Raw genomic sequence first — 23,412 nt, 5'->3', positions numbered from 1 at the left:
TGGGTGACATTGTGGATATCAATTGTTGTTGATAACAGACGATGTTCGCATATCAATAAACCAAAGTAAATTTATTAGGAGGAATTCAAAATGGCAAACAAATGGGTTTACATGTTCAGTGAAGGAAACATGTCCATGCGTAATCTCCTTGGTGGAAAAGGTGCTAACCTTGCCGAGATGACTGATATCGGTCTTCCAGTACCACAGGGATTCACAATCACAACAGAGGCTTGTACTCAGTATTATGAGGATGGCCGCAAGATTAACGACGAAATCATGGCACAGGCTATGGAAGGCGTTAAGAAAATGGAAGAGATCAATGGAAAGAAATTCGGAGACCTCAAGAATCCATTACTTGTTTCTGTTCGTTCCGGTGCCAGAGCATCTATGCCAGGTATGATGGACACCATCTTAAACCTTGGACTGAATGACGAAGTAGTTGCAGCAATGATCGCTGGAAACCCAGATCCTAAATTCGAGCGTTTCGTATATGATTCTTACAGACGTTTTATCCAGATGTTCTCTGACGTTGTTATGGAAGTTGGTAAGAAATATTTCGAGCAGCTCATCGATAAGATGAAAGCAGACAGAGGAGTTAAGTTCGACGTTGAACTTACAGCCGCTGACTTAAAAGAATTAGCAGAGCAGTTCAAAGCTGAGTACAAGAACCAGTTAGGAACCGATTTCCCATCTGATCCTGTAGAGCAGTTAAAATTAGCTATCGAAGCTGTATTCCGTTCATGGGATAACCCACGTGCAAACGTATATCGTCGTGATAACGATATCCCATATTCCTGGGGAACAGCTGTTAACGTAATGCCTATGGTATTCGGTAACTTAAATGATGAGTCTGGTACAGGTGTTGCATTTACCCGTGATCCTGCTACAGGCGAGAAGAAATTAATGGGTGAGTTCTTAATCAATGCTCAGGGTGAGGACGTAGTTGCTGGTGTTCGTACACCTATGCCAATCGCTCAGATGGAGCAGGAATTCCCAGAAGCATATGCTGAGTTCATCAAGGTTTGTGAGACTCTTGAGAATCACTACCATGACATGCAGGATATGGAGTTTACAGTAGAGAACAAGAAGTTATACATGCTTCAGTGCCGTAATGGTAAGAGAACTGCTCCAGCAGCTCTTAAGATTGCATGTGACCTTGTTGATGAAGGACATAAGACAGAAGAAGAAGCAGTAGCTATGATCGATCCTCGTAACTTAGATACACTTCTTCATCCACAGTTTGATGCAGCAGCATTAAAAGCAGCTACACCAATCGGAAAAGGTTTAGGAGCTTCTCCTGGAGCAGCTTGTGGTAAGATCGTATTTACAGCAGAAGATGCAGAAGCTTGGAACGCTCGCGGAGAGAAAGTTGTACTTGTTCGTCTTGAGACATCTCCGGAAGACATCACAGGTATGAAAGCTTCCCAGGGTATCTTAACTGTTCGTGGTGGTATGACATCTCACGCAGCTGTAGTTGCCCGTGGTATGGGTACATGCTGTGTATCCGGATGTGGTGATATCGCTATGGACGAAGAGAATAAGAAATTCACTCTTGCTGGAAAAGAATTCCATGAGGGAGATTTCATCTCTATCGATGGTACAACAGGTAACATCTACGATGGCGAAATCAAGACAGTTGACGCTACCATCGCTGGTGAGTTCGGCCGTGTTATGGCTTGGGCTGACAAATATAGAAAACTTAAAGTTCGTACTAATGCAGATACTCCTGCAGATGCTAAGAAAGCTCGTGAGCTTGGAGCAGAAGGTATCGGACTTTGCCGTACAGAGCATATGTTCTTCGAAGAAGACAGAATTGCAGCATTCCGTGAGATGATCTGTTCTGACACTGTAGAAGAAAGAGAAGCAGCTCTTGAGAAGATTCTTCCATATCAGCAGGGAGACTTCAAAGCTCTTTATGAAGCACTGGAAGGATGCCCGGTTACTATTCGTTTCCTGGATCCACCTCTTCATGAGTTCGTTCCTACAGAGGAAGCTGATATTAAGAAATTAGCAGATGCTCAGGGCAAAACTGTTGAGCAGATTAAGACAATCATCGATGGACTTCATGAGTTCAACCCAATGATGGGTCACAGAGGATGCCGTCTTGCTGTAACATATCCTGAAATTGCTAAGATGCAGACAAAAGCTGTTATCCGTGCAGCAATCGAAGTTCAGAAAGAGCATGCAGATTGGAATGTGAAACCTGAAATCATGATTCCATTAGTATGTGAAGTTGAAGAGCTTAAATACGTTAAGAAAGTAGTTGTTGAGACAGCAGACGCTGAGATCGCAGCTGCAGGCGTTAAATTAGAGTACGAAGTTGGTACTATGATCGAGATTCCTAGAGCTGCTCTTACAGCTGATGAAATCGCTAAAGAAGCTGACTTCTTCTGCTTCGGTACTAACGACTTAACTCAGATGACATTTGGATTCTCCCGTGACGATGCTGGTAAGTTCTTAGATGCTTACTATGACAAGAAGATTTTCGAGAACGATCCATTTGCTAAGTTAGACCAGACTGGTGTTGGTAAACTTATGGATATGGCACTGAAACTTGGTAAGCCAGTTAATCCGAACCTTCACGTTGGTATCTGTGGAGAGCACGGTGGAGATCCTTCATCTGTTGAATTTTGCCACAAGATTGGTCTTGACTATGTATCATGTTCACCATTCCGTGTACCAATCGCTAGATTAGCAGCAGCTCAGGCAGCAATCGCTAACAAATAATTATTGGACAGGAACAATATAATATACAGCATATCTCATATATCGTGGGAATGCTGTATATGCAGGATAAGCCTCACCGTATGGTGAGGCTTATCTATCTTGTGAAATGGTACTTATATTGTATAGTATTTTTGTATTGCATAGCATTTTTATATTGCATAGTGCTTTTTAGCTTGTGCAGCATGATTGTTATATGACCTTATATTTCGCTTGCTGCCAGGTTCTTATTCTTCTGGCAGGATGATAACAGAATATTCTTATTACGAATCCATTCGCTTATTTGTTGAAAAATCTTAAGTTTCTTTATCAAATTCCATTTAATTACAAAATTCAGTTAAGGCATAATATTCAAGTAATTATATTTTGAAAGTAATCATATCATTTAGTTTAATTATATTATTTAGTTTAATCATATTATATGGTCAAATCATATTGTTTGGTTTAATCATATTATATAGTCAAATCATATTGTTTGGTTTAATCATATTATATAGTCAAATCATATTGTTTAGTCTAATCATACTAATTCAGTTCTTTTAAAGTTTCTAGTATGAAAAAATCTCCATTTATATCAAAAAAATCCCTGAAAAATGAAAAAAATCATACTAAACAGTAGAATCTAGTTTTTTAGTATGAAGAAAGCTGAAAAAGTGTTGAAAAAATCATACTAGATATATGCTGCAAGAAAAAGAAGTATGATTATGGCATAAGGCAGACTATCATGCGAAGTATGTGACAATAGGAATCATTGTTTAAATATGAAAATATAAGAGCTATAAAAACTATAAGAGCTGTAAAGAATACAAGAATTGTAAAAGCTATAAGAACTGTGAAGAATACAAGAACTGTAAAGAATATAAGAACTTTAAATCTTATAAAAGAAAGGAATAATGCTTATGAAAAATTGGATACAAAATGAAATAAATGAATTGCAGAAGATACTCAATGATATAAAGCATTTTGAAGAGAAAGCACCAAGTGGTACGCTGAGAATTCATAATAAAAATGGAAAAACGTATTATTACAGGCAGATGAAAGATGAAGAAGGGAAGATGATACAACAATATCTTCCACTAAGAGAAATGAATTTTATTCGTATTCTGGCACAGAAGAGCTATTGCAAAAAGCTTAAGACCAAAGCAGAGAGAAATTTAAAAATACTTCAGCAGGTGGAGGCTGATTATGATATAGGATGGATGAGAGAGATTTATGAGGAGCAGGAATACCAGAGGAAGAAGCTGATCACACCATATCTAAAACCGGAAGAAGTTGTTTTGAAGGAATGGGAAGAGGAAAAATATGAGCAGAATATAGAATATCCGGAGAATTTACGATATGAGACGGAGCATGGGGAACTGGTGCGTTCCAAGTCAGAAGTGCTTATAGCTAATATGCTGCATCAGAAAAAAGACATTCTGCTATATAAGTATGAACGCCCATTAAAGTTAAAAAAGAAAGGAAAAGAGATAGAAATATATCCGGATTTTACAATTTTAAATAAGGAAACCGGGCGGATTCTTTATTGGGAACATGCGGGAATGATGGATAATATATCTTATGTAGGAAATTTTATCCGAAAGCAGAATTTATATATAGAAAATTATCTTATGCCGGGGCGGGATGTTATTTTTACTTATGAATCTTCGGAAAGTCCATTTGATATTTCAGGTGTAAAGAAGATGATACATATGATGATTGATGAAACAGAATAATATGCTGTCAGATTGGATATATGATGTGAATATATTCCTTGCATCTTTGTCTCATTTGTATTATAATTAATAACACAAATGAGACAAAGAAAATTTTAGAAAGAAAATTTAGAAAGGAAGTTTAGAAAGGAAGTTTTCAGATGGTCATATCGATTGATGAGACAGCGGAAGTGCCGATTTACCAGCAGATTCGTAATCAGATTGTACTGGGAATTTCGGATGGCAGGTTAAAGCCAGGTGAGCAGCTTCCAACGGTCCGGGCTTTGGCAGGAGAGATAGGAATCAATTCTATGACAGTAAATAAGGCATATGCATTATTAAAGCAGGAAGGATATATTTATACCGACCGGCGGAATGGCGCTCATGTGCGGAATGAATTTACTGAGACAAAGGAACTGCAGGAGAAATCCAAAATAATATTACAACAGGTGATTTCCGAGGCAAAGATATGTGGCATAACGCAGGAAGAATTTTTAGCATTATGCAGGAATATGTATAAGGGGTGATGAAGATGTTTCTTAATATTATATTTTTTGCAACATTGTATCCGGTATTATTTATTGTATATGTGGTAATGGCGCTGCAAAGCGGACAGAAGAATGGAAGTATTTTTGGTGTAAATATGAAACCGGAATGGTTCGAAGAGGATGAAGTAAAGGCAATTCAGAAGCGGTTTAAAAGAGAAATGAGATGGTATGGGCTGCTGCTTGCGGTAATTCCTTTTAGCAGTCTTTTGACACCGTATTTTTCCATCCAGATGACGATCTGGCTGGTATGGATGTTTGGAGCAATTATATTACTGATGCTGCTATTGGTCTTTGCCAATAGCCGGCTGAAAGAATGGAAGCGGCAAAAGGGATACTATGAGACACAGTCAACAGAGCGATATGTGGAACTAAAGAATGCGGGAGCCATTCGGTGCATACATTTTTTCCAATTCTTTCTTCCGCTTGCCATAGGCATTATAGGCGCAGCTTTAGCGCTGCCGGTTTATAAAATGGTTGGAATATCCTGTCTGATTGGAGCTGCCTGTGGATTCATTTATTTTCTAGTCGCAGTTATTATGGACAGACAGCCGATACAGGTCATCAGTTCAGATAGTGACATTAATATCAATTATAGCAGGGCAAAGAAAAATATCTGGAAAAATTTCTGGCTTTGCTGTATCTGGATGAATACCATATTGATATTATTTCTTCTGGCAATTTCATTCGTAGATAAGAAGGTAGAAAGCATAATGCTTATTGCCATGATAGTGTATGCAGTTCTCCTGCTGGTGATATGCATTCCGGTATTTATCAGACTGGGAAAAGTGGAAAAGGCTTATGCAGGCAAACATGATTTAAGCAATGGAACAGAAGATGATAGAAACTGGATAGGCGGTGTTCTTTATTATAATCCTAATGATCCGCATACGATGGTAGATAAAAAAGTCGGCATTGGAACAACTGTAAATATGGCGTCAAAAGCTGGAAAAGCAACAATGCTATTTACAGCACTGGTATTTCTTACTATTCCAATTTTATGTGCCTGGGTGATTGCAGAAGAGTTTACACCGATTCATCTGGAAATAGAAAATGGCAATCTTTGTGCAGAGCATATCCGCACCGATTATGAGCTTCCGCTGGATACCATAGAAGAGGTGGAAATGGTGACAGAACTTCCGCGCAGGTCTAAGATAAATGGAACAGGAATGGATAATCTTGAGAAAGGAACATTTAAGATTTATGAGCAGGGAGAATGTCAGGAGTTTTTAAATCCGCAGAATAAGAAATTTTTGCATTTTTCGGCAAATGGAAAACAATATTATATGAGCGGAGTGGATGATGCACAGACAGAAGAAATTTATAAGGAAATTCTGAGCAGATAGAAAGAGATTGAAAATAGAAAAATTGAAGAAACAGAAAAATTGAAAGAAACAGAAAAATTGAAAAAATAGGAAAGATTGAAAACGGCCGGCAGGAAAAACACATAAGAAAGGAATGTGTTTTTCCTGCCGGCGGTCTGTATTCAAAAGTGAAATTAGTTTTTCTTTCGTATATGAATTTCCGGAATCGCAACATTATCAAAGCTGACACTGGAAGTCTGTTCATCGGAAGATTCAGATGGAAAGGCAGCAGTGGTATTTTCTGCTGTATCCGGAGTGGAAGATGTCTTGTGCACCTCTGGAATGGCAACATTATCATAAGTCAGATCATAATTTTTCTTTTCACGTTCTTTTCTTGCATTCTTGATTTTATTTTTAAAATGAAACATAAGGTGCTCCTTTATTTACAAAATATTAATAAAAAATGTAATTACAAGGCTGTTGATGAAATCGGCAAACAGACTTCCCACCAGTGGAATCAGAAGGTATGCTTTGACGGATGGAACATAGCGGTCGCAGAGAGCCTGCATATTTGCCATGGCATTTGGTGTGGCACCCATACCGAATCCGCAGGTACCTGCAACAAGGACTGCTGCATCATAATCCCGCCCCATAATATTGAACTCAATAAAGTAAGTAAATACAGCAATCAGAATGACCTGTGAGCTTAATAAAATGATAAGCGGAAGTGCCAGAGAAGCCAGTTCCCATAATTTTAAAGTAATCATAGCCATACCAAGAAATAATGACAGGGAAATACCACCCAGGTCATTAATTTCTCCCATATGGATCGTGGCATTGCCATGGGAGTATTCCACAATATTACGAATCAGTGCGGCTGCTAACATGGCACCAATATAAATTGGAAAAGTCAGTCCTGTTTTTGTCAGAAAATAGGAGAAAATAGTACCAAGTCCAATGGCAAGGATAAGCTGGAAAACAGCGGAAGCATACATGTTGGTATGGCGTTCGTGTTTTTTCTCATCTTCCACTAAGAGGCTGTCATCTTCGGAAGCAACAGTAGAGAGAAGATTTTTCTTTTCTACCAGGCGTTTTCCTAAAGGACCGCCAATCAGGCTTCCTGTAATCAGACCGAAGGTAGCAGCAGCGGTACAGATGGTAGTGGCACCATGGATATTGAAATCCTCCAGTACCGGTCCAAAAGCACCTGCTGTACCATGTCCGCCCACCATTGGAATGGAACCGGTACACATACCGATTAATGGATTTAATCCTAATAGTTTGGATAATCCAACGGCAAGAAAGTTCTGGGTAATAATAAGGGTAATGACCAGTCCTAAAAATACTGCCATGGATTTCCCACCACTTTTTAAGACTTTTAAGTTAGCCTGAAATCCTACGGAAGTAAAGAAGAATACCATACATACTTCCCGCAGGGTATCATCAAAGGAAAATTCTGCAACTCCGGTGCTGTAACAGATACAGGTGAAAATCGCAAAGAGCAGACCGCCGATAACGGGTGCCGGAATACAGAATTTTTCCAGAAAATGTATTTTCTTTCGTAAAAAACTCCCTAGCATGAGTACCAGCACAGCAACAGCTAAGGTCTGGTACATATCTAAATGTATATTCATAGTGTTCCTTTCTAGTTTGGTGTATTGCTTTCGGAAGAAAGCGTAATGCCCTGTTTCTCATAATAGGCAACAGCACCCGGATGGAATGGAATCGGTATGCCATCAGTAGCATAAGTTTCATCTAATTGCAGGTTTAAAGAAGTTGCATACTGTAAATCCTTCGCATGGGAAAAAAGCCATTCCGTCAAGTGCTCTACCGTATCGGAAGAGAGCTTGTCGGAAGCAAGGAGAACCGCTTTGACACCAAGGGTATGGATATCTTCCGTCTGTCCGGTGTAAGTATTGGCAGGAATGGTATATTCACTATAGGATGGATAAGCAGACAGCAATTTATTCCTGCATTTCTCATCAATATCCAAAAGACGGATATCACATTCTTTGGCTAATTCTTCGATTACAGTTGTCTGGATACCGGCAGTACAGAAAAATGCATCGATTTTTCCATTGATAAGCTGGTCAGCAGCATCGGTATAATCGAGGTTTACTGTTTTCACCAGCTCAGTGGTAAGTCCGCTCATGGTCAGAATCTGGTTAGCGTTCTGTTCAGTACCGGAATCCTCCGCACCGATGCTGACGATTTTGCCCTGTAAATCATCCAGCGTCTGAATATTGGAGTCTGCACGGACGACAATCTGACAGGCTTCCGTATAAAGCCCGGCAATAGCGGAATATCCCTGACAAGGCTCTCCCTCAAAAATTCCACTGCCTTCATAGGCGGAGGCAATCAGGTCAGACTGGGCTAATCCAAGTTCGATATATCCACCGGAGAGCAGCCTTAGATTGGCAGCAGAGCCTGCGGTTGTCTTAACTTCAAACTGATAGGTATCATCCTCCGAGGAGGCAAGCCCGGTAAAGGTATTGGCAAAGGTATAGTAGATTCCACCTATGTCAGCGGCACCAAAGCGGATGGTTTTCTGATAACCACTGCATCCACTCACAAAAAGCAGCGCAAGACATAGAAGAAGACGGAATGGTTTTTTCATATATAAAATCCTTTCTTTTTAAAATTTAATCCCAGTAAAGTATTTTACAATAATTTTTTCAGAAAAGGAAGAGCGAAAAATTAGTGAGAAAAAATATCGTTAATCCTATATTTTTTTAGAAAAAAAGAGATTATAATGTGATGGAATGAAATGAAGGAGGAAGGATTTATGCAGAAAATAACAGTAAAAGTAGATGGTATGCAGTGTGGAATGTGTGAGGCACATGTAAATGATGCAGTGCGGGCAGCATTTCCGGTAAAGAAAGTAACTTCATCCCACAGTAAAAAAGAGACCGTAATTATTACCGATACCGATATTCCAGAGAAAAAAATCAAAGAAGTGATTAAAAACAGTGGATATGATGCGTTAGAAGTAACAAAAGAACCATATGAGAAGAAGGGATTATTTTCAGCATTCCGCAAGTAAACAGAATATCTTAAGAAAAATAATATATATATTATCGGCATAGTATGTTAAAATGAGGAATCGGAAATAATAGGAAAAGAGGACAACGAAATGTTATTGGATTTTGTAGAAATGCTGAAGGTTATTTTTCTTGGAATTGTAGAAGGAATTACAGAATGGCTTCCAATCAGCAGCACAGGACATATGCTTTTAGTGGATGAATTTATCAGGCTTGATATGACAGATTCATTCAAAGAGATGTTTTTCGTGGTGATACAGTTGGGAGCTATTCTTGCGGTAGTGCTTTTGTTCTGGAAGAAAATGTTCCCGTTTCAGTTTAAAGACAAGACACAGCCGGTCATCCGGAAAGATATTTTTTCTTTATGGTTTAAGGTTGTAGCTGCCTGCATACCGGGAGCTGTGGTAACGCTTTTGTTTGATGATTATGTGGATGCACATTTTCATACACCGCTTGTGATTGCTGCTGCATTGATTTTCTATGGTTTTGCGTTTATTCTGATTGAAAACTGGAATAAAAAGCGGAAAGTAAGGGTGGAAAGCTTAAATGATATTACTTATCAGACAGCATTTTTTATCGGACTTTTTCAGGTACTTGCAATTATTCCGGGAACCTCCCGTTCCGGTGCAACCATTATCGGAGCACTTTTAATCGGAGTATCCCGTGTGGCTGCAGCAGAGTTTACATTTTTCCTGGCTGTGCCGGTTATGTTTGGCTGGAGCCTGATCAAACTTATTAAGTTCGGCTTTGCGTTTTCTGCTCAGGAACTTTGTGTCTTAGGCTTAGGTTGCGTGGTAGCATTTGCGGTATCTGTAGTAGTCATTCGTTTTCTGATGGGCTATATCAAAAAACACGATTTTAAAGTATTTGGCTGGTACCGGATTATTCTTGGAGCCATTGTTTTAGGCTATTTTGCACTATAGGAACCGCTTAAGAAAATGAGAGATTCTTCCGATATAAAGAATGGAACAGATTGTTTTAAGCAAAAGGATTTGCTTATAGATATTTTCAAGGAGGAATTTTTATGAACACAAACGCAGTAAATCAGGTGGCAGAAAACGTTTCTGGTTATACGGAATCGGAAAAGAGCAGCAAAGTCTCCGGAAAAACCATTGGAGAGCCAAAGCTTTCGGATAAGGCGAAAGAGTATTATGAGAAGCTGAAAAAGAAATTTAGCACGATGGATTTCATTCTGGTATCCAAGGATATGAAAGAGACAGCAAAAGCCAATGCAGGACAGTATGCCAATGCCAACAAAATGGTGGTCCTGATTGATGAAGAGAAGATTGAGCGGATGGCAGAAGATGAGTCTTACCGGAAACAGTACGAGGGAATCATAGCCAATGCATCCAGTCAGCTTGCAACCATGCAGAGTCGGTTTGCTAATGGACAGAGTGGTGTGAAGGCATATGGCATTCAGGTAAATGATGGCGGCAATGCATCATTTTTTGCAGTTGTAGATAAGTCTTTATCTCTTCAGAAGAAACGTATCGAAAAGAAACAGGAAGAAAACCGTGCAGAACGTAAGAAAGCTCAGAAGGAAGCTTATGAGAAACGAATGAATAAGGAGGATGAAGATACATCTTCCGTTAAGAAATCGGACAGGACTGACAGCACGGATAAAACTGGTAAGAGTGAAGAGCTTGTAACGGTTACTGCTGGTTCGTTGGAAGAACTGGAAAAGAAAATCCAGGATATGTTATATGACAGCATGAGCGATTATGTATTTACACCACAGGAAAAACAGGTTGGCTGGAATGTAGATTTTCGTGGATAATTAATAAAAGGCAGGATACAATATGGAAAAGAACCCCTATATATTGCACTCCGGGCAGACCTGACTTTCTTAATCCACTGGGAAATCAAAGTGGAGAAAAAGGACTGCCTGGAGTAGAGGTACGATTCGTATGCTGACGTTCCGGAAGGGAATGGATAAACTGGCGTGGTGTCATGCCATAGCGTTTTTTAAATTCCCGGTAGAAGTAGGAAAGGCTGCTGAAACCGGCAGTCATGGCGGCATCTGTAATGGAAAGCTCCTGCTGTTCTAAGAGGTCGGCAGCCTTTTGCAGGCGCAGGCTCTTGATATAATCTAAGCATGACATTCCGACATATTTCTTAAAAAAGCGCATGAAATGGTATTCGCTGAAATAGCAGGAGGATGCCAGGCTTTCAATAGAAATATTTTCGGTATAATGTAATCCGATATATTCTAAGACACCCTTAATCTTCTGGGTATGTTCGCTTTGAAGCTGTGGCTGCTCAGAACTTTTGCTGCAGTACGGAAGTAGAAGGGTAAGAAGCTTTAACAGCAGGGATTTTAACATTAGTTCATATCCCGGCTGGGCAGCGGAATAACAGCTGCTGATTTCATAGAACAATGCGAGGGCATCCGGGTAGACCGGGTGCTCTTTTACTATATGAAAAGGGGGAATCAGCTGCTGCTTGGCAAGGGGCATCAGATATCGCATGGCACAGATATCTGCAGAGGATGCACCAAGGAAATCAAGGTGAAAGACATATGTTTCCGAATGCATATGCCCGGCAGGTAATATGGCAATGGAATGCAGAGCCAGAGGAGGAATGAAAACGAAATCTCCAGGCATAGCCTGAAAGCTTTCAAGGTCAACCTGATACGTACAGACACCGCTGGTAATCAGGGTAAATTCAGCCTCTTCATGCCAGTGTGGCGTAACAATGGGATACCGTTCCTGCAACGTAGTAAGATATTTCTTTAATGGAAAAATTCGTTCGCCATGAACGGCCTTTTCTTTTTGTTCCAGAGGGAGTTGTTTTTTATCTTTCATGGGAATCTCCTTTTAATGTTGCTTATTTAAACAGCATTTATCCTGATTTATGATAAGGATTGTTAGGCGCACTTAGAATTTTATACAGCAATAGCCAACGCTGGCACCGGGACGTGCCGGCGAGGCGCATATGAACATGGATGTGAATTTGCGCCGGTTGGCAGATAAAATAATATTAATACTGAAATTCTTAGTGCGCCTTACTATCTTTATGCAGCATCCACACTCGACAGACGGTGCAGATATCCTCGTCAAAGCAAGCGGAAAGACAGTTTATAATCAAGAAAAAATGTATCTAAGAAATGCTGCTATTTTGTATCCTATAACCTACCTTCCACCGTCTGCATCTGAAATCCATAATCATATCGTTTATTTTGTTTTACATAAAAGAGCAGGATTGTGCAATAAAAACGCAAATATCACGGAAGAAACTTCCTAAAACTTCGTATATAATAACAGTATCATACAAAGAACGAAGTGTAAATACAGGAATAATGGAAATATGGAGGATGAGAACATGAAGAAAAAATGGTGGCATGACAAGGTGGCATATCAGATTTATCCAAAGAGCTTTCAGGACAGCAACGGAGATGGAATCGGTGATTTGAGAGGAATCATATCCAGACTGGATTATTTAAAGGAACTGGGTATCGATATCGTATGGCTTTCACCGATTTATAAATCCCCATTTGTAGACCAGGGATATGATATTTCAGATTATTATAATATTGCTGAAGAATTCGGAACCATGGAAGAGTTTGATGAGCTGCTTGCGGAAGCAAAGAAACGTGATATGTATATCGTAATGGATCTGGTGGTAAATCATTGCTCCGACCAGCATGAGTGGTTCCGGAAAGCACTGGCAGACCCGGATGGAGAGTATGCAGATTATTTCTATTTTGTGAAAGGAAAAGATGGCAAGGCTCCAAGTAATTACCGTTCCTATTTTGGCGGAAGTACCTGGGAGAAGGTGCCAAACAGTGATAAATACTATCTTCATATGTTCGCCAAAGAGCAGCCGGATTTAAACTGGGAGAATCCGGTAGTACGTCAGAAAATCTATGAAATGGTGAACTGGTGGTTAGACAAAGGCGTGGCAGGATTCCGTATAGATGCAATTATCAATATCAAGAAAGATATTAACTTCCCGTCCTTTGAGCCGGATGGACCGGACGGACTTGTAACCTGCATCAGGATGGTAGAAGAGGTAAATGGAGTAGGAGATTTTCTCGAAGAATTAAAACATGAGACCTTTGAGAAGTATGATGCCTTTACAGTAGGAGAAGTCTTTAATATGAAGGAAGATGAACTCTTGGAATTTATCGGAGAGGATGGACATTTCTCTACGATGTTTGATTTCAGCGCCCATGTGCTTACTTTTGGTGAGCATGGCTGGTACGACCAGAAACCATTACGTTTTGAGGAATGGCGGAAAGTAATTTTCGATTCCCAGCAGGAATTACAGGGAAAATGCTTTAAGGCAAACATTATTGAAAATCATGATGAACCAAGAGGAGCAACTCATTATCTGCCGGAGCATGCCAGAAATGATGCAGGAAAGAAGATGCTTGGAACCGTATCCGTTCTTTTGCGTGGAATTCCATTTATCTATCAGGGACAGGAAATCGGGATGACCAACTGCAAACGAAATGATATTTCAGAATATGATGACATCAGCACCATCGACCAGTATCAGGAGGCGTTGCGTGCAGGACTCAGTGAAGAAGAAGCACTGAAATGCTGTTATGAGAACAGCCGTGATAATGCCAGAACACCAATGCAGTGGTCCGATGGAAAAAATGGCGGATTTACCGATGGAACTCCATGGCTTGCCATGAATCCGAATTACATGGAAATCAATGTAGCAGCCCAGGAACATAAGGCAGATTCTGTATTGGCTTATTATAGGAAATTAATTGCACTGCGTAAGGCAAAAGAATACAAAGATACTTTCACTTATGGTATTTTTAAACCAAAGTATGAAAATGCAGATGACATATTTGCTTTTGAACGGGTAAATGAAGAAAGCGGTCAGAAGCTTTTGATTCTTGCAAACTTTGGAACAGAAGAGCATACCATCACATTAGAGAAAAGAATTGCCAAGGTATTGTTAACCAATGAAGGCCGCCAGGAAGCAATCAATGCTGAGGCAGCCTTAAATGGAACAATTACATTAGACAGCTGTGAAACCGTTGTCTTAGAATTAGAAAAGTAAGATTTGTGGAAGCAATTTAATCTGGAAATTTATTCCATAATCTTGCCATCAACAGAGATGGTAACAACCTGCCATGGAATCATTTTCCCGCTTTGCTTTAAGGCATTCTGGACAGCCATTACAATGCCGCCGCAGCACGGAACCTCCATGCGCACAATACTGATATCTCTGATATTGTTATTACGGATAATTTCAGTAAGCTTTTCACTGTAATCCACATCATCCAGTTTGGGACATCCAATCAGGGTGATGTGGTTTTTTATGAATTTTTCATGGAAATTGCCATAGGCAAAAGCTGTACAGTCTGCAGCAATCAGCAGTCTTGCATTGTCAAAATACGGAGCATTTGTAGGTGCTAATTTAATCTGAACCGGCCACTGGGTAAGCTGGCTTTCCGGTGCGTTTCCTGCTGTGACTGCGTTGGATGCAGTACCGGATGCGGTATTAGAGCCTGCAGAAGTATTTTCCGTGTTTTTACGCTGCATGGAGCGCATCCGGCTGCCCGGACATCCGCTGAAAACCGGAGCTGCGTGATTGGCTGAAACTGCAGGTTTTACCGAAGCCGCTTCACGGTTCTTTAAGTGCTCTTTTACAGCGGCTTCGTCATAAGCTGCGGCTTCCCTCTGTACAAAGGTAATAGCACCGGTAGGACATGCCGGAAGACAGTCACCTAACCCATCGCAGTAATCCTCTCTTAAAAGCTGGGCTTTTCCATCGACCATGCCGATGGCACCTTCGTGGCAGGCGGATGCACATAAACCGCATCCATTGCATTTTTCTTTATCAATATGAATTATTTTACGAATCATTTTAGATTCCTCCTCGTTGATTTTGTATGGTCAGTATACTATAATAGCAATAAATAATCGGTTGGAAAAACAACGGAGGTTATAAAATGAAAAAATTTCCTGCAGAAATGAAAAATTCACCTTTTTTTGAAGGAATTGAGGAAACAGAAGAGGAGAAAGTCTTAAAGGGATTAGATGCCCATGAGATGACTTATGATAAAGAAAATTATATTCTGCACTGCGGAGAGCAGGTAAAAGAAATGGGGCTGCTGGTTTCTGGCGGACTTTTGATTGTGCAGGAGGATTTCTGGGGAAACCGGAATCTGGTTGCAAAGATAGGTCCAGGGGATGTTTTTGCAGAGACCTTTGCCTGTATGCAGAGGCGGAATATTAATGTAAATGTGATTGCAGAAGAGGCGGCAGATGTGCTGTGGCTGAACGTTCAGAATATATTGGATGCAGATGGAGAAACGGAAGGCTGGAAGCTGGTTCTGCTTCGGAATTTATTAGAGAATATGGCAGAAAAGAATCTTCGCTTTAATGAAAAATTAACCCATATGGGAAAACGCAATACCAGGGAAAAGTTATTGTCCTATCTGTCAGCAGAGGCACAGAAGCATGGAACATCAGAGTTTGATATTCCATTTTCCAGACAGCAGTTAGCAGATTATCTTTCTGTGGAACGGAGTGCGATGTCAACGGAGCTTGGAAAATTAAGAGATGAGGGACGGCTTTCTTTCCGGAAGAATCATTTTTGCCTGAACAGAGATGCATATTTGTAATAGAAGAAAATGCACTCTTGAGAAATTGTACTGAATTCAAAACTTGATTTTTATTTAAAAGAGGGTACAATAATATGCAGTTAAAATAATACATAGAAAAAGAGGAGAGAAAGATATGTTTGGTTTTGGTCAACTGATTGATATTTTAAAGAAAAGCCCAAAGAAAATTGTGTTTACAGAGGGAAATGACCCAAGAATTTTAGAGGCAGCATCCCGCCTGCTGGCAAGTAATTTCTTAAGCCCGATTCTGGTTGGAAATGAGGCTGAGATTCAGAAAGCAGCAGAGGAGAGCGGATTTAATATTCGTGGAGCCAAAATTATCGATCCATTACATTTTGAAAAATTTGATGAAATGGTTACCATGTTCTGTGATTTAAGAAAGAGCAAAGGCGTAACACCGGAGCAGGCAAAAGGAATTCTTTCACAGGCTAATTATTTCGGAACCATGTTAGTAAAAATGGGATATGCTGATGCACTGTTAGGTGGAGCAACCTATTCTACAGCAGATACTGTTCGTCCGGCATTACAGTTAATTAAGACAAAACCGGGTAACAGCATTGTATCATCCTGCTTTATTCTGGTACGTCCTTCTGCAACCGGCGAGAATGAAGTACTGGCAATGGCTGACTGTGCAATCAACATTCATCCGACAGAAGATGAACTGGTTGAAATTGCCGGAGAAGCAGCAGAGTGTGCAAAGATATTCGGTGTAGATCCAAAGGTGGCATTCTTAAGCTATTCTACATTAGGCTCCGGAAAGGGCGAGGATGTAGATAAGATGCGTAATGCTGCAAACAAGACAAGAGAAAAATATCCGGAGCTTCCAATCGAGGGAGAGCTTCAGTTTGATGCAGCCGTATCTCCAAGAGTTGCACGTACCAAATGTCCGGAATCCAAAGTGGCAGGACATGCAAATACATTTATTTTCCCGGATATCAATGCAGGAAATATTGGATATAAGATTGCGCAGCGTCTTGGTAACTTTGATGCATATGGTCCGATTCTTCTTGGATTAAATGCACCAATCAATGACTTATCCCGTGGATGTAATGCATCAGAAGTATATTCCATGGCAATTATTACAGCTGCATTAGCGTAAGCTGTTAGAATGAAAAGGTGACGGTATGCATAACGAATTAACACAAAGTGATATCAAGAAGATGGAAGAAGAAATTGAATATCGGAAATTAGTGGTACGAAAGAATGCAATCCGTGCTGTACAGGAAGCAAGAGAACAGGGTGACTTAAGTGAAAACTTCGAGTATTATGCCGCCAAGAAAGATAAGAATAAAAACGAAAGCAGAATTCGTTATTTAGAGCGCATGATTCGTACTGCAGTCGTGGTATCAGATGACTCTAAGGAAGACGAGGCAGGTATCAATAATACGGTGACGGTTTATATTGAAGAAGATGATATGGAAGAATCCTTCAAATTGGTGACTACCATGCGTGGAAATTCGCTGAAAGGATTAATCAGTATCGAATCTCCTATGGGGAAAGCAGTGCTTGGTCATAAGGTAGGAGACCGTGTCAGTGTGAAGGTAAATGACGATTACAGTTATGATGTTATAATCCGTAAAATTGAAAATACCGGAGAAGAGAACGAGAAAATCCGAAGCTTCTAAAAGATAATAAGAATAAGAATAAGAATAAGAATAAGAACCGGAAAACGGTTTAAAAAGGCGAGAAGAGGTCTGTAAAAGGTGATGCTTTTACAGGCTTTTTTGTATATTTTGCACAAATTGTAAAATGGATTTTTGTGAATGAAAATGACGGAATATGATTGACTATGACGGCTTTTGAACGTATAATAAAACCATAGAAAGCAGAAAATAGGAATGGGAGGGATGATATGCTGACAGAGGAAAGATATGGAAAAATCCTTTCCCTGCTGGAAGAACAGGGCAGTGTTAAAGTGACTGAGCTGATGCAGCTTTTCGATGCTTCCGAGTCAACGGTACGAAGAGATTTGAATACTTTAGACGAAAATGGAAAGCTTTTGAAGGTTCATGGCGGTGCAATTTTAAGAGGAACAGTTTTTCATACACAGGATGATGATGTGCCACTTCGAAGAAACATGCATCGTGATGAGAAGGCAGCTATAGCGAAGTATGCAGCATCCTTAATTACAGCAGATGATTTTATTTATCTGGATGCGGGAACCACAACAGACTGTATGATTGATTTTATGGATGTGAAGCCATCCTGTGTGGTAACCAACGCAGTAGCCCATGCAAAACGGCTCTCTGAACTGGGATGTGAGGTTTATATCATCGGCGGAGAGTTCAAGGCATCCACAGAAGCTGTGGTAGGTGCTGAGGCAGTGGAGTCCTTGGATAAATATAACTTTACAAAAGGCTTCTTCGGAACCAATGGAATTAATGTAGAAAAAGGATATACCACACCGGATGTGAAAGAGGCTATGGTAAAGAAGAAAGCAATGGCAAATTGCAGACAGTGTTATATCCTGGGAGATAAGAGTAAATTTGCACAGATATCCAGTGTGACATTTGCACCATTTGCTTCAGCAGATGTGATTACAACAGGTCTTACCTTAGAATCTTATCGGAAGTATAAAAATATAAAGGAGGTGGAAGAATGATTTATACCGTAACGTTTAATCCGTCACTGGATTATGTTGTGGATGTAAAAACCTTCAAAACCGGTCAGGTAAATCGGACGGAACAGGAGAAAATGTTTCCGGGAGGAAAGGGAATCAACGTATCCATCGTATTGAATCATCTGGGATTAAAGAGTACCGCATGGGGCTTCTTAGCAGGCTTTACCGGAGAAGAAATCAGCAAACGCCTGGATGAAGAGGGGGTAAATACCGATTTCATTCAGGTAGAGAAAGGAATATCCAGAATTAATGTGAAGCTTCGTTCCACAGAAGAGACAGAAATCAATGGCCAGGGGCCGATGATCCGCAGCACAGATATCGAGAAGCTTTATGCCAAATTAGATACCTTAAAAACCGGAGATGTGCTGGTACTGGCAGGAAGCATACCGGATGTTATGCCACAGTCCATATATATGGATATCATGAAATACCTGGAAGGAAAGGATGTCATGATTGCTGTAGATGCAACCAGAGAACTTCTGGCAAATGTACTTCCGCTTCATCCATTCCTGATTAAACCGAATAATCATGAATTAGGACAGTTATTTGGTGTGACAATCAGCAGCAAAGAGGATGTAAAGAAATACGCAGCGAAGCTGCAGGAGCAGGGTGCAAGAAATGTACTTGTTTCCATGGCAGGTGACGGGGCTGTGCTTTTGACAGAAGAGGGAAAAGCTTTTGAGAGCGAAGCTCCGAAGGGTAAAGTAAAGAATTCCGTAGGAGCAGGAGACTCCATGGTGGCAGGTTTCCTGGCAGGATATTTAAAGAATAAGGATTATGCGCAGGCGTTTAAGATGGGAGTCTGTACCGGAAGCGCCAGTGCATTTTCAGAAGAACTTGCAACGAAAGAAGAAGTAGAACAATTATTAAAGAATCATGCATTTTCATTTTAAGAAAAAGGAGGAAGGTATATGAGAATCAGAGATTTGCTGGCACCGGAAAGCATTCAGTTGAATGGCTCAGCAACCGGAAAGGAAGATGTATTAAACCAGATGGTTTCCCTGATGGTAAAGAGTGGAAAAATTACAGATGAAGAGACTTACCGGAAAGGAGTCTTTGCAAGAGAGGAAGAGAGTACCACAGGAATTGGAGAGGGCATTGCAATTCCTCATTGCAAATCAGCAGCCGTAAAGAAACCGGGATTAAGTGCAATGGTATTAAAGGATGGGGTAGATTTTGATGCCTTAGATGGAGAGAAAGTTCATTTAATATTCTTAATTGCAGCACCGGATACAGAAGATAATGTACATCTTGATGTATTAAGCCGTCTGTCTGTTCTTCTGATGGATGAGAATTTCACCAACGGATTAAAACAGGCAGCTTCGGTAGAGGAATTCTTAAAAGTCATTGATGAAGCAGAGTCTGAGAAGGAAGAAAAGGAAGAACAGAAGGAAGCAGAAATAAAGGAACCGGAAGAAAATCAGAAAAAGATTCTTGCAGTAACCGGATGTCCGACTGGAATTGCCCATACATACATGGCAGCAGAAAGTCTGGAAAAGAAGGCAGCAGAATTAGGCTGCTTTATTAAGGTGGAAACAAGAGGCTCCGGCGGAGCAAAAAATGTGCTTACTGCAAAAGAAATTGAAGAGGCAGACTGTATTATTGTAGCAGCCGATACCAAAGTCCCGATGGATCGTTTTGCCGGAAAACCGGTTATCATCTGTCAGGTTTCCGATGGAATCAGTAAAGCAGATAAATTAATACAGCGCGCTATGGCAAAGGATGCACCAATTTATAAAGGCAGCGGGGAAGCATCAGAAAATGAAAGCATGGGCGGAGAAAGCTTTGGACACAAAGTTTACAAGCATCTGATGAACGGTGTTTCCCATATGCTTCCATTTGTTGTCGGTGGTGGTATTATGATTGCCATTGCATTCTTAATCGACAGCTTTGGTGTAGACCTTGCATCACTTCCTACGGATGAGCGTGCTAATTTTGGTACAATTCTTCCGGCAGCAGCATTCTTTAAGTCCATTGGAGGACTGGCATTTGGCTTTATGCTTCCTGTACTGGCTGGCTATATTGCCATGAGTATTGCAGACCGTCCTGGACTGGTAGTAGGTTTCGTTGGAGGAGCAATTGCAGCAAATGGAAAATCAGGTTTCCTTGGAGCCTTAGTAGCCGGATTTGCTGCAGGTCTTATCATCCAGTTATTAAAGAAAATCTTTGACAAACTGCCAAAAGGTCTGGATGGATTGAAACCGGTTCTACTGTATCCGCTGCTTGGTGTATTGTTAATAGGTGCATTGATGACCTTTATCATCGAACCGCCGGTTGGAGCATTAAATACTGCAATTAATACCGGACTGGCACATATGAATGGCGTAAGCTCTGTATTACTGGGAGCATTGGTAGCAGGAATGATGGCTGTGGATATGGGCGGCCCTGTAAATAAAGCAGCATATGTATTTGGAACTGCATCCATTGCCGCTGGAAACTATAATATTATGGCAGCCGTTATGATTGGCGGTATGGTACCACCAATTGCCATTGCACTTGGAACCTTATTTTTCAAAAATAAATTTACAGCAGAAGAAAGAAAAGCCGGACCGACAAACTTTATTATGGGATTATCCTTTATTACAGAAGGTGCAATACCGTTTGCAGCAGCGGATCCGCTGCGCGTGATTCCAGCCTGTGTGGTAGGTTCTGCAATTGCAGGAGCAATGTCTATGGCATTTAACTGTACACTGATGGCACCACATGGTGGAATCTTCGTATTCTTAGTAATGGGTAATGCAATCTGGTATCTTTTATCATTGATTGTAGGTTCAGCAGTATCTTGTCTGCTTTTGGGATTGTTAAAAAAGAAGATTGTATGATATAATAAGTGATGTACTCACGAATAGTGAGCATAAGCGAGTCAACATACTTGCAAATTAAAACTATGGTATAAAAAACGGGAAAAAATATAACTTTTTAGGAGGAAGAACATGAAGGAATTTACTTACACAATCACAGATGAGCAGGGAATCCATGCAAGACCGGCAGGATTACTGGTAAAGGAAGCTGCAGGATTTGCAAGTGCAATTACCATTGAAAAGGATGGTAAGAAAGTAGATGCAAAGAGAATCCTTGGCGTTATGGGGCTGGGTGCTAAGAAAGGTGCAGAAATCACACTTCGTGCTGAAGGTGAAGATGAAGATGCAGCAATTGAAAAATTAAGTGCATTCTTACAGGAGAATCTGTAAAGCCAGGAAGAATATTTAAGCTGAAGTGCATTTCGGAAAAGGTGTTCACAGCGATGAAAAGGGACCTGTCACTTATGATAAGTGGCAGGTCCTTTTATGATGATTTGTATTATTTTAAAATTCCTTAGTTATTTGAGATAAATGTTAATTCATCAGAGGAATAGAATGTCTCATAAGAATCATAATCACGTACTTCAAATTTAATAGAAGCATTGGTTACATCATCAATAGATGTAATATCATCATTTGCTTCAATTGACATAAAGGTACCGGTTCCAGGAAGAAGATATCCATATCCGTAATCATCCTGCATAAAGTCATTGATTGAGAAATCATCGGATTCAGCAACACAGGTTTTATCTGTAGTGTTCTCAATATAGAATACAAATACAAGTGTATCATCCCAACCGGTTGTTGTGCCGACATAATATGCATTGATGCCATTAGAGGAATCTAATGCAACTGCACCCGGAACAGAGGAAATAGAGAATGGGGTATAGGAATCGGAAAGATTGATATCCTGTACAACACCATCATCAATCAAAGTATCATAAGTATCAGAATCATAGAAGCTTACCTGAAGTTTAATATTATCAATGCTGTCAAAACCGGTTAAAGTGAAATCATCAGAAGAAATGCTAAGTTCTTCGTTGCTTTTTTTGCCGGCAGCGACGTCACCTGAAATATAACCATACATGGTTACACCATTGATTGCACAATAATCAACATTGATTCCAAGGTCGTTAGAAGTATTGTTTTCAACAGTAACTTTAATTTCCGGAATTACAGAATCATCATAGTAGCTGTATACAATACTGGTAGCTGTAATGGTAACATCATTAGCTGAGTATAATACAACATTATCTAAAGGAACTTCTTTGTCATCGCCATAGCTGTAATCACTGTAATCACTGTCATCATAGTCATCACTATCATCTGAATCGGAATCAAAATCAAAGTCATCAAGATCAGATGTGATACCACTGTTGTCAAAAAGTTCTTTTCCAGCTTTGCTTAAGGTTTTAGAAACATTGATAACTGCATATACAATAACACCGATAGAAAAGATGGTTGCCAGAATGGAAATGATTAATCCGGCAATTGCTGCACCACGAAGGTCACGGTTCTTACCCATTCCAAGAATGGAAAGAATGATAGCAGCGATACCAAGAATGATTCCGATAATTGGAACAAACCATCCGAAAGGTAAAGCTGCGATACCAAGAATCAGACCAAGGACACCAAAAACACAGGATTTTTTCGGCGCATCACCGTTGATATTGTAGGAAGGTGCTGCATTGTAGCTGTTTCCATTATAGGTGTTTCCATTGTTAAATGCCTGCTGTCCGTAATCTGGCTGATTGTAAGCCGACTGATTATAAGCGTTCTGATTATAGTCACTCTGATTAAAGCTGTTTGGATTATAATCGTTCTGGTTGAATGCCTGCTGCTGATTTGCATTTGGGGCATCATAGGTCTGAGGACCATTTTCCGGCTGGTTGTACGTCTGCTGCTCAGGAGCCGGTTGACCATAGTTCATCTGAGCATTGTTGTCTGGGTTTGGAGTTCCGGCAGGTTCATTTCCGGAAAAACCATTTGGGTTGTCGTTTACATTTTCTCCATTTAAATTATACATAACTTTCTCCTTTTCATATATTATGTGAATGGTTACACTCTACTAAGGTATCATATTAAAGTCAGCTT

The 23,412-nt window shown here is 40.2% G+C and carries 22 protein-coding genes; 16 read left to right on the top strand and 6 right to left on the bottom strand.

The window, feature by feature from the left end; genetic code table 11:
* Positions 1-90 precede the first annotated feature (90 nt).
* From ppdK to DWV68_RS10365, 4 genes are all read left to right on the top strand, one after another.
* Positions 91-2,727 (top strand): pyruvate, phosphate dikinase, encoded by a 2,637-nt coding sequence (gene ppdK / locus DWV68_RS10380; RefSeq protein WP_117840960.1) that lies wholly within the window; start codon positions 91-93, stop codon positions 2,725-2,727.
* Between the two features lie 896 nt (positions 2,728-3,623).
* Positions 3,624-4,439, top strand: coding sequence for a hypothetical protein (locus DWV68_RS10375; protein ID WP_117840962.1), 816 nt, complete (start codon positions 3,624-3,626; stop codon positions 4,437-4,439).
* Between the two features lie 140 nt (positions 4,440-4,579).
* Entirely contained in the window at positions 4,580-4,945 is a 366-nt protein-coding gene (locus DWV68_RS10370; protein ID WP_117697075.1) for a GntR family transcriptional regulator, read from the top strand.
* 5 nt (positions 4,946-4,950) lie between these two features.
* Positions 4,951-6,309 (top strand): DUF5808 domain-containing protein, encoded by a 1,359-nt coding sequence (locus DWV68_RS10365; protein WP_158561811.1) that lies wholly within the window; start codon positions 4,951-4,953, stop codon positions 6,307-6,309.
* 152 nt (positions 6,310-6,461) lie between these two features.
* On the opposite strand, the gene DWV68_RS10360 is transcribed toward DWV68_RS10365, so the two are convergent.
* From DWV68_RS10360 to DWV68_RS10350, 3 genes are read right to left on the bottom strand one after another with little or no spacing between them, the layout of a single operon-like run.
* The gene (locus DWV68_RS10360; RefSeq protein ID WP_117697081.1) at positions 6,462-6,695 is read right to left on the bottom strand and encodes a hypothetical protein; all 234 of its coding nucleotides are present in this window, start codon (positions 6,693-6,695) and stop codon (positions 6,462-6,464) included.
* A gap of 15 nt (positions 6,696-6,710) precedes the next feature.
* Positions 6,711-7,901 (bottom strand): sodium/glutamate symporter, encoded by a 1,191-nt coding sequence (gene gltS, locus DWV68_RS10355; protein ID WP_118056767.1) that lies wholly within the window; start codon positions 7,899-7,901, stop codon positions 6,711-6,713.
* Positions 7,902-7,912: 11 nt separating this feature from the next.
* Positions 7,913-8,884, bottom strand: coding sequence for a TAXI family TRAP transporter solute-binding subunit (locus DWV68_RS10350; RefSeq protein WP_118056766.1), 972 nt, complete (start codon positions 8,882-8,884; stop codon positions 7,913-7,915).
* A 168-nt stretch (positions 8,885-9,052) separates the two neighbouring features.
* On the opposite strand from DWV68_RS10350, the gene DWV68_RS10345 reads away from it, so the two are divergent.
* The 3 genes from DWV68_RS10345 (at position 9,053) to DWV68_RS10335 (ending at position 11,085) form a co-directional block, all read left to right on the top strand.
* On the top strand, positions 9,053-9,310 hold the full coding sequence (locus tag DWV68_RS10345) for a heavy-metal-associated domain-containing protein (RefSeq protein WP_118056765.1): 258 nt from the start codon (positions 9,053-9,055) through the stop codon (positions 9,308-9,310).
* 90 nt (positions 9,311-9,400) lie between these two features.
* Complete coding sequence (locus DWV68_RS10340; RefSeq protein ID WP_117946872.1) at positions 9,401-10,231, top strand: undecaprenyl-diphosphate phosphatase; 831 nt, start codon at positions 9,401-9,403, stop codon at positions 10,229-10,231.
* Between the two features lie 101 nt (positions 10,232-10,332).
* Entirely contained in the window at positions 10,333-11,085 is a 753-nt protein-coding gene (locus DWV68_RS10335) for a DUF6033 family protein (RefSeq protein WP_118056764.1), read from the top strand.
* A gap of 85 nt (positions 11,086-11,170) precedes the next feature.
* Here DWV68_RS10335 and DWV68_RS10330 read toward each other — a convergent pair whose 3' ends face one another.
* Positions 11,171-12,112 (bottom strand): AraC family transcriptional regulator, encoded by a 942-nt coding sequence (locus DWV68_RS10330; RefSeq protein ID WP_117840968.1) that lies wholly within the window; start codon positions 12,110-12,112, stop codon positions 11,171-11,173.
* Between the two features lie 130 nt (positions 12,113-12,242).
* On the opposite strand from DWV68_RS10330, the gene DWV68_RS10325 reads away from it, so the two are divergent.
* Together DWV68_RS10325 and DWV68_RS10320 are read left to right on the top strand one after the other, a co-directional pair.
* Positions 12,243-12,551 (top strand): hypothetical protein, encoded by a 309-nt coding sequence (locus DWV68_RS10325; RefSeq protein ID WP_118087394.1) that lies wholly within the window; start codon positions 12,243-12,245, stop codon positions 12,549-12,551.
* 78 nt (positions 12,552-12,629) lie between these two features.
* A complete protein-coding gene (locus DWV68_RS10320; protein ID WP_118056763.1) occupies positions 12,630-14,327 on the top strand; it encodes an alpha-glucosidase in 1,698 nt (565 codons plus the stop codon).
* Positions 14,328-14,356: 29 nt separating this feature from the next.
* Here the strand turns inward: DWV68_RS10320 and DWV68_RS10315 are convergent, their stop codons facing one another.
* Complete coding sequence (locus DWV68_RS10315) at positions 14,357-15,136, bottom strand: ATP-binding protein (protein WP_022242623.1); 780 nt, start codon at positions 15,134-15,136, stop codon at positions 14,357-14,359.
* An 86-nt stretch (positions 15,137-15,222) separates the two neighbouring features.
* Here DWV68_RS10315 and DWV68_RS10310 point away from each other — a divergent pair, with 86 nt between their 5' ends.
* From DWV68_RS10310 to DWV68_RS10280, 7 genes are all read left to right on the top strand, one after another.
* Complete coding sequence (locus DWV68_RS10310) at positions 15,223-15,897, top strand: Crp/Fnr family transcriptional regulator (protein WP_118056761.1); 675 nt, start codon at positions 15,223-15,225, stop codon at positions 15,895-15,897.
* Between the two features lie 115 nt (positions 15,898-16,012).
* Positions 16,013-16,996, top strand: coding sequence for a phosphate acetyltransferase (gene pta / locus DWV68_RS10305; RefSeq protein WP_117697104.1), 984 nt, complete (start codon positions 16,013-16,015; stop codon positions 16,994-16,996).
* Positions 16,997-17,021: 25 nt separating this feature from the next.
* Positions 17,022-17,522, top strand: a complete 501-nt coding sequence (locus DWV68_RS10300; RefSeq protein ID WP_022242620.1) for a GreA/GreB family elongation factor — start codon at positions 17,022-17,024, stop codon at positions 17,520-17,522.
* 227 nt (positions 17,523-17,749) lie between these two features.
* Positions 17,750-18,499: a DeoR/GlpR family DNA-binding transcription regulator gene (locus tag DWV68_RS10295; RefSeq protein ID WP_022242619.1), complete on the top strand. Its 750-nt coding sequence runs from the start codon at positions 17,750-17,752 to the stop codon at positions 18,497-18,499.
* A complete protein-coding gene (gene pfkB / locus DWV68_RS10290) occupies positions 18,496-19,410 on the top strand; it encodes a 1-phosphofructokinase (protein ID WP_118172643.1) in 915 nt (304 codons plus the stop codon). Before DWV68_RS10295 ends, pfkB begins: the two co-directional genes overlap by 4 nt.
* An 18-nt stretch (positions 19,411-19,428) precedes the next feature.
* On the top strand, positions 19,429-21,339 hold the full coding sequence (locus DWV68_RS10285) for a PTS fructose transporter subunit IIABC (protein WP_118665725.1): 1,911 nt from the start codon (positions 19,429-19,431) through the stop codon (positions 21,337-21,339).
* A 111-nt stretch (positions 21,340-21,450) separates the two neighbouring features.
* Positions 21,451-21,708 (top strand): HPr family phosphocarrier protein, encoded by a 258-nt coding sequence (locus tag DWV68_RS10280; protein WP_117697112.1) that lies wholly within the window; start codon positions 21,451-21,453, stop codon positions 21,706-21,708.
* 124 nt (positions 21,709-21,832) lie between these two features.
* On the opposite strand, the gene DWV68_RS10275 is transcribed toward DWV68_RS10280, so the two are convergent.
* A complete protein-coding gene (locus DWV68_RS10275; protein WP_118665723.1) occupies positions 21,833-23,344 on the bottom strand; it encodes a hypothetical protein in 1,512 nt (503 codons plus the stop codon).
* Between the last annotated feature and the right edge of the window lie 68 nt (positions 23,345-23,412).

It is taken from the genome of Roseburia sp. AF12-17LB (assembly GCF_003479605.1).
In the GTDB taxonomy this organism is placed as follows: domain Bacteria; phylum Bacillota; class Clostridia; order Lachnospirales; family Lachnospiraceae; genus Roseburia_C; species Roseburia_C amylophila.
The sequence above is the reverse complement of the archived record's forward strand: the minus strand, read 5'-3'. Positions and strand labels throughout refer to the sequence as shown.

What these genes read in the sequence shown, in the direction of transcription:
- DWV68_RS10310 (WP_118056761.1), top strand. Translation starts at nt 15,223, where the DNA reads ATGAAAAAATTTCCTGCAGAAATGAAAAATTCACCTTTTTTTGAAGGA.
- DWV68_RS10295 (WP_022242619.1), top strand. Translation starts at nt 17,750, where the DNA reads ATGCTGACAGAGGAAAGATATGGAAAAATCCTTTCCCTGCTGGAAGAA.
- DWV68_RS10275 (WP_118665723.1), bottom strand. Translation starts at nt 23,344, where the DNA reads ATGTATAATTTAAATGGAGAAAATGTAAACGACAACCCAAATGGTTTT.
- DWV68_RS10350 (WP_118056766.1), bottom strand. Translation starts at nt 8,884, where the DNA reads ATGAAAAAACCATTCCGTCTTCTTCTATGTCTTGCGCTGCTTTTTGTG.
- DWV68_RS10325 (WP_118087394.1), top strand. Translation starts at nt 12,243, where the DNA reads ATGAACATGGATGTGAATTTGCGCCGGTTGGCAGATAAAATAATATTA.
- DWV68_RS10285 (WP_118665725.1), top strand. Translation starts at nt 19,429, where the DNA reads ATGAGAATCAGAGATTTGCTGGCACCGGAAAGCATTCAGTTGAATGGC.
- DWV68_RS10365 (WP_158561811.1), top strand. Translation starts at nt 4,951, where the DNA reads ATGTTTCTTAATATTATATTTTTTGCAACATTGTATCCGGTATTATTT.
- DWV68_RS10360 (WP_117697081.1), bottom strand. Translation starts at nt 6,695, where the DNA reads ATGTTTCATTTTAAAAATAAAATCAAGAATGCAAGAAAAGAACGTGAA.
- DWV68_RS10370 (WP_117697075.1), top strand. Translation starts at nt 4,580, where the DNA reads ATGGTCATATCGATTGATGAGACAGCGGAAGTGCCGATTTACCAGCAG.
- DWV68_RS10300 (WP_022242620.1), top strand. Translation starts at nt 17,022, where the DNA reads ATGCATAACGAATTAACACAAAGTGATATCAAGAAGATGGAAGAAGAA.
- DWV68_RS10375 (WP_117840962.1), top strand. Translation starts at nt 3,624, where the DNA reads ATGAAAAATTGGATACAAAATGAAATAAATGAATTGCAGAAGATACTC.
- DWV68_RS10320 (WP_118056763.1), top strand. Translation starts at nt 12,630, where the DNA reads ATGAAGAAAAAATGGTGGCATGACAAGGTGGCATATCAGATTTATCCA.
- gltS (WP_118056767.1), bottom strand. Translation starts at nt 7,901, where the DNA reads ATGAATATACATTTAGATATGTACCAGACCTTAGCTGTTGCTGTGCTG.
- pta (WP_117697104.1), top strand. Translation starts at nt 16,013, where the DNA reads ATGTTTGGTTTTGGTCAACTGATTGATATTTTAAAGAAAAGCCCAAAG.
- DWV68_RS10345 (WP_118056765.1), top strand. Translation starts at nt 9,053, where the DNA reads ATGCAGAAAATAACAGTAAAAGTAGATGGTATGCAGTGTGGAATGTGT.
- DWV68_RS10315 (WP_022242623.1), bottom strand. Translation starts at nt 15,136, where the DNA reads ATGATTCGTAAAATAATTCATATTGATAAAGAAAAATGCAATGGATGC.
- DWV68_RS10340 (WP_117946872.1), top strand. Translation starts at nt 9,401, where the DNA reads ATGTTATTGGATTTTGTAGAAATGCTGAAGGTTATTTTTCTTGGAATT.
- pfkB (WP_118172643.1), top strand. Translation starts at nt 18,496, where the DNA reads ATGATTTATACCGTAACGTTTAATCCGTCACTGGATTATGTTGTGGAT.
- ppdK (WP_117840960.1), top strand. Translation starts at nt 91, where the DNA reads ATGGCAAACAAATGGGTTTACATGTTCAGTGAAGGAAACATGTCCATG.
- DWV68_RS10335 (WP_118056764.1), top strand. Translation starts at nt 10,333, where the DNA reads ATGAACACAAACGCAGTAAATCAGGTGGCAGAAAACGTTTCTGGTTAT.
- DWV68_RS10330 (WP_117840968.1), bottom strand. Translation starts at nt 12,112, where the DNA reads ATGAAAGATAAAAAACAACTCCCTCTGGAACAAAAAGAAAAGGCCGTT.
- DWV68_RS10280 (WP_117697112.1), top strand. Translation starts at nt 21,451, where the DNA reads ATGAAGGAATTTACTTACACAATCACAGATGAGCAGGGAATCCATGCA.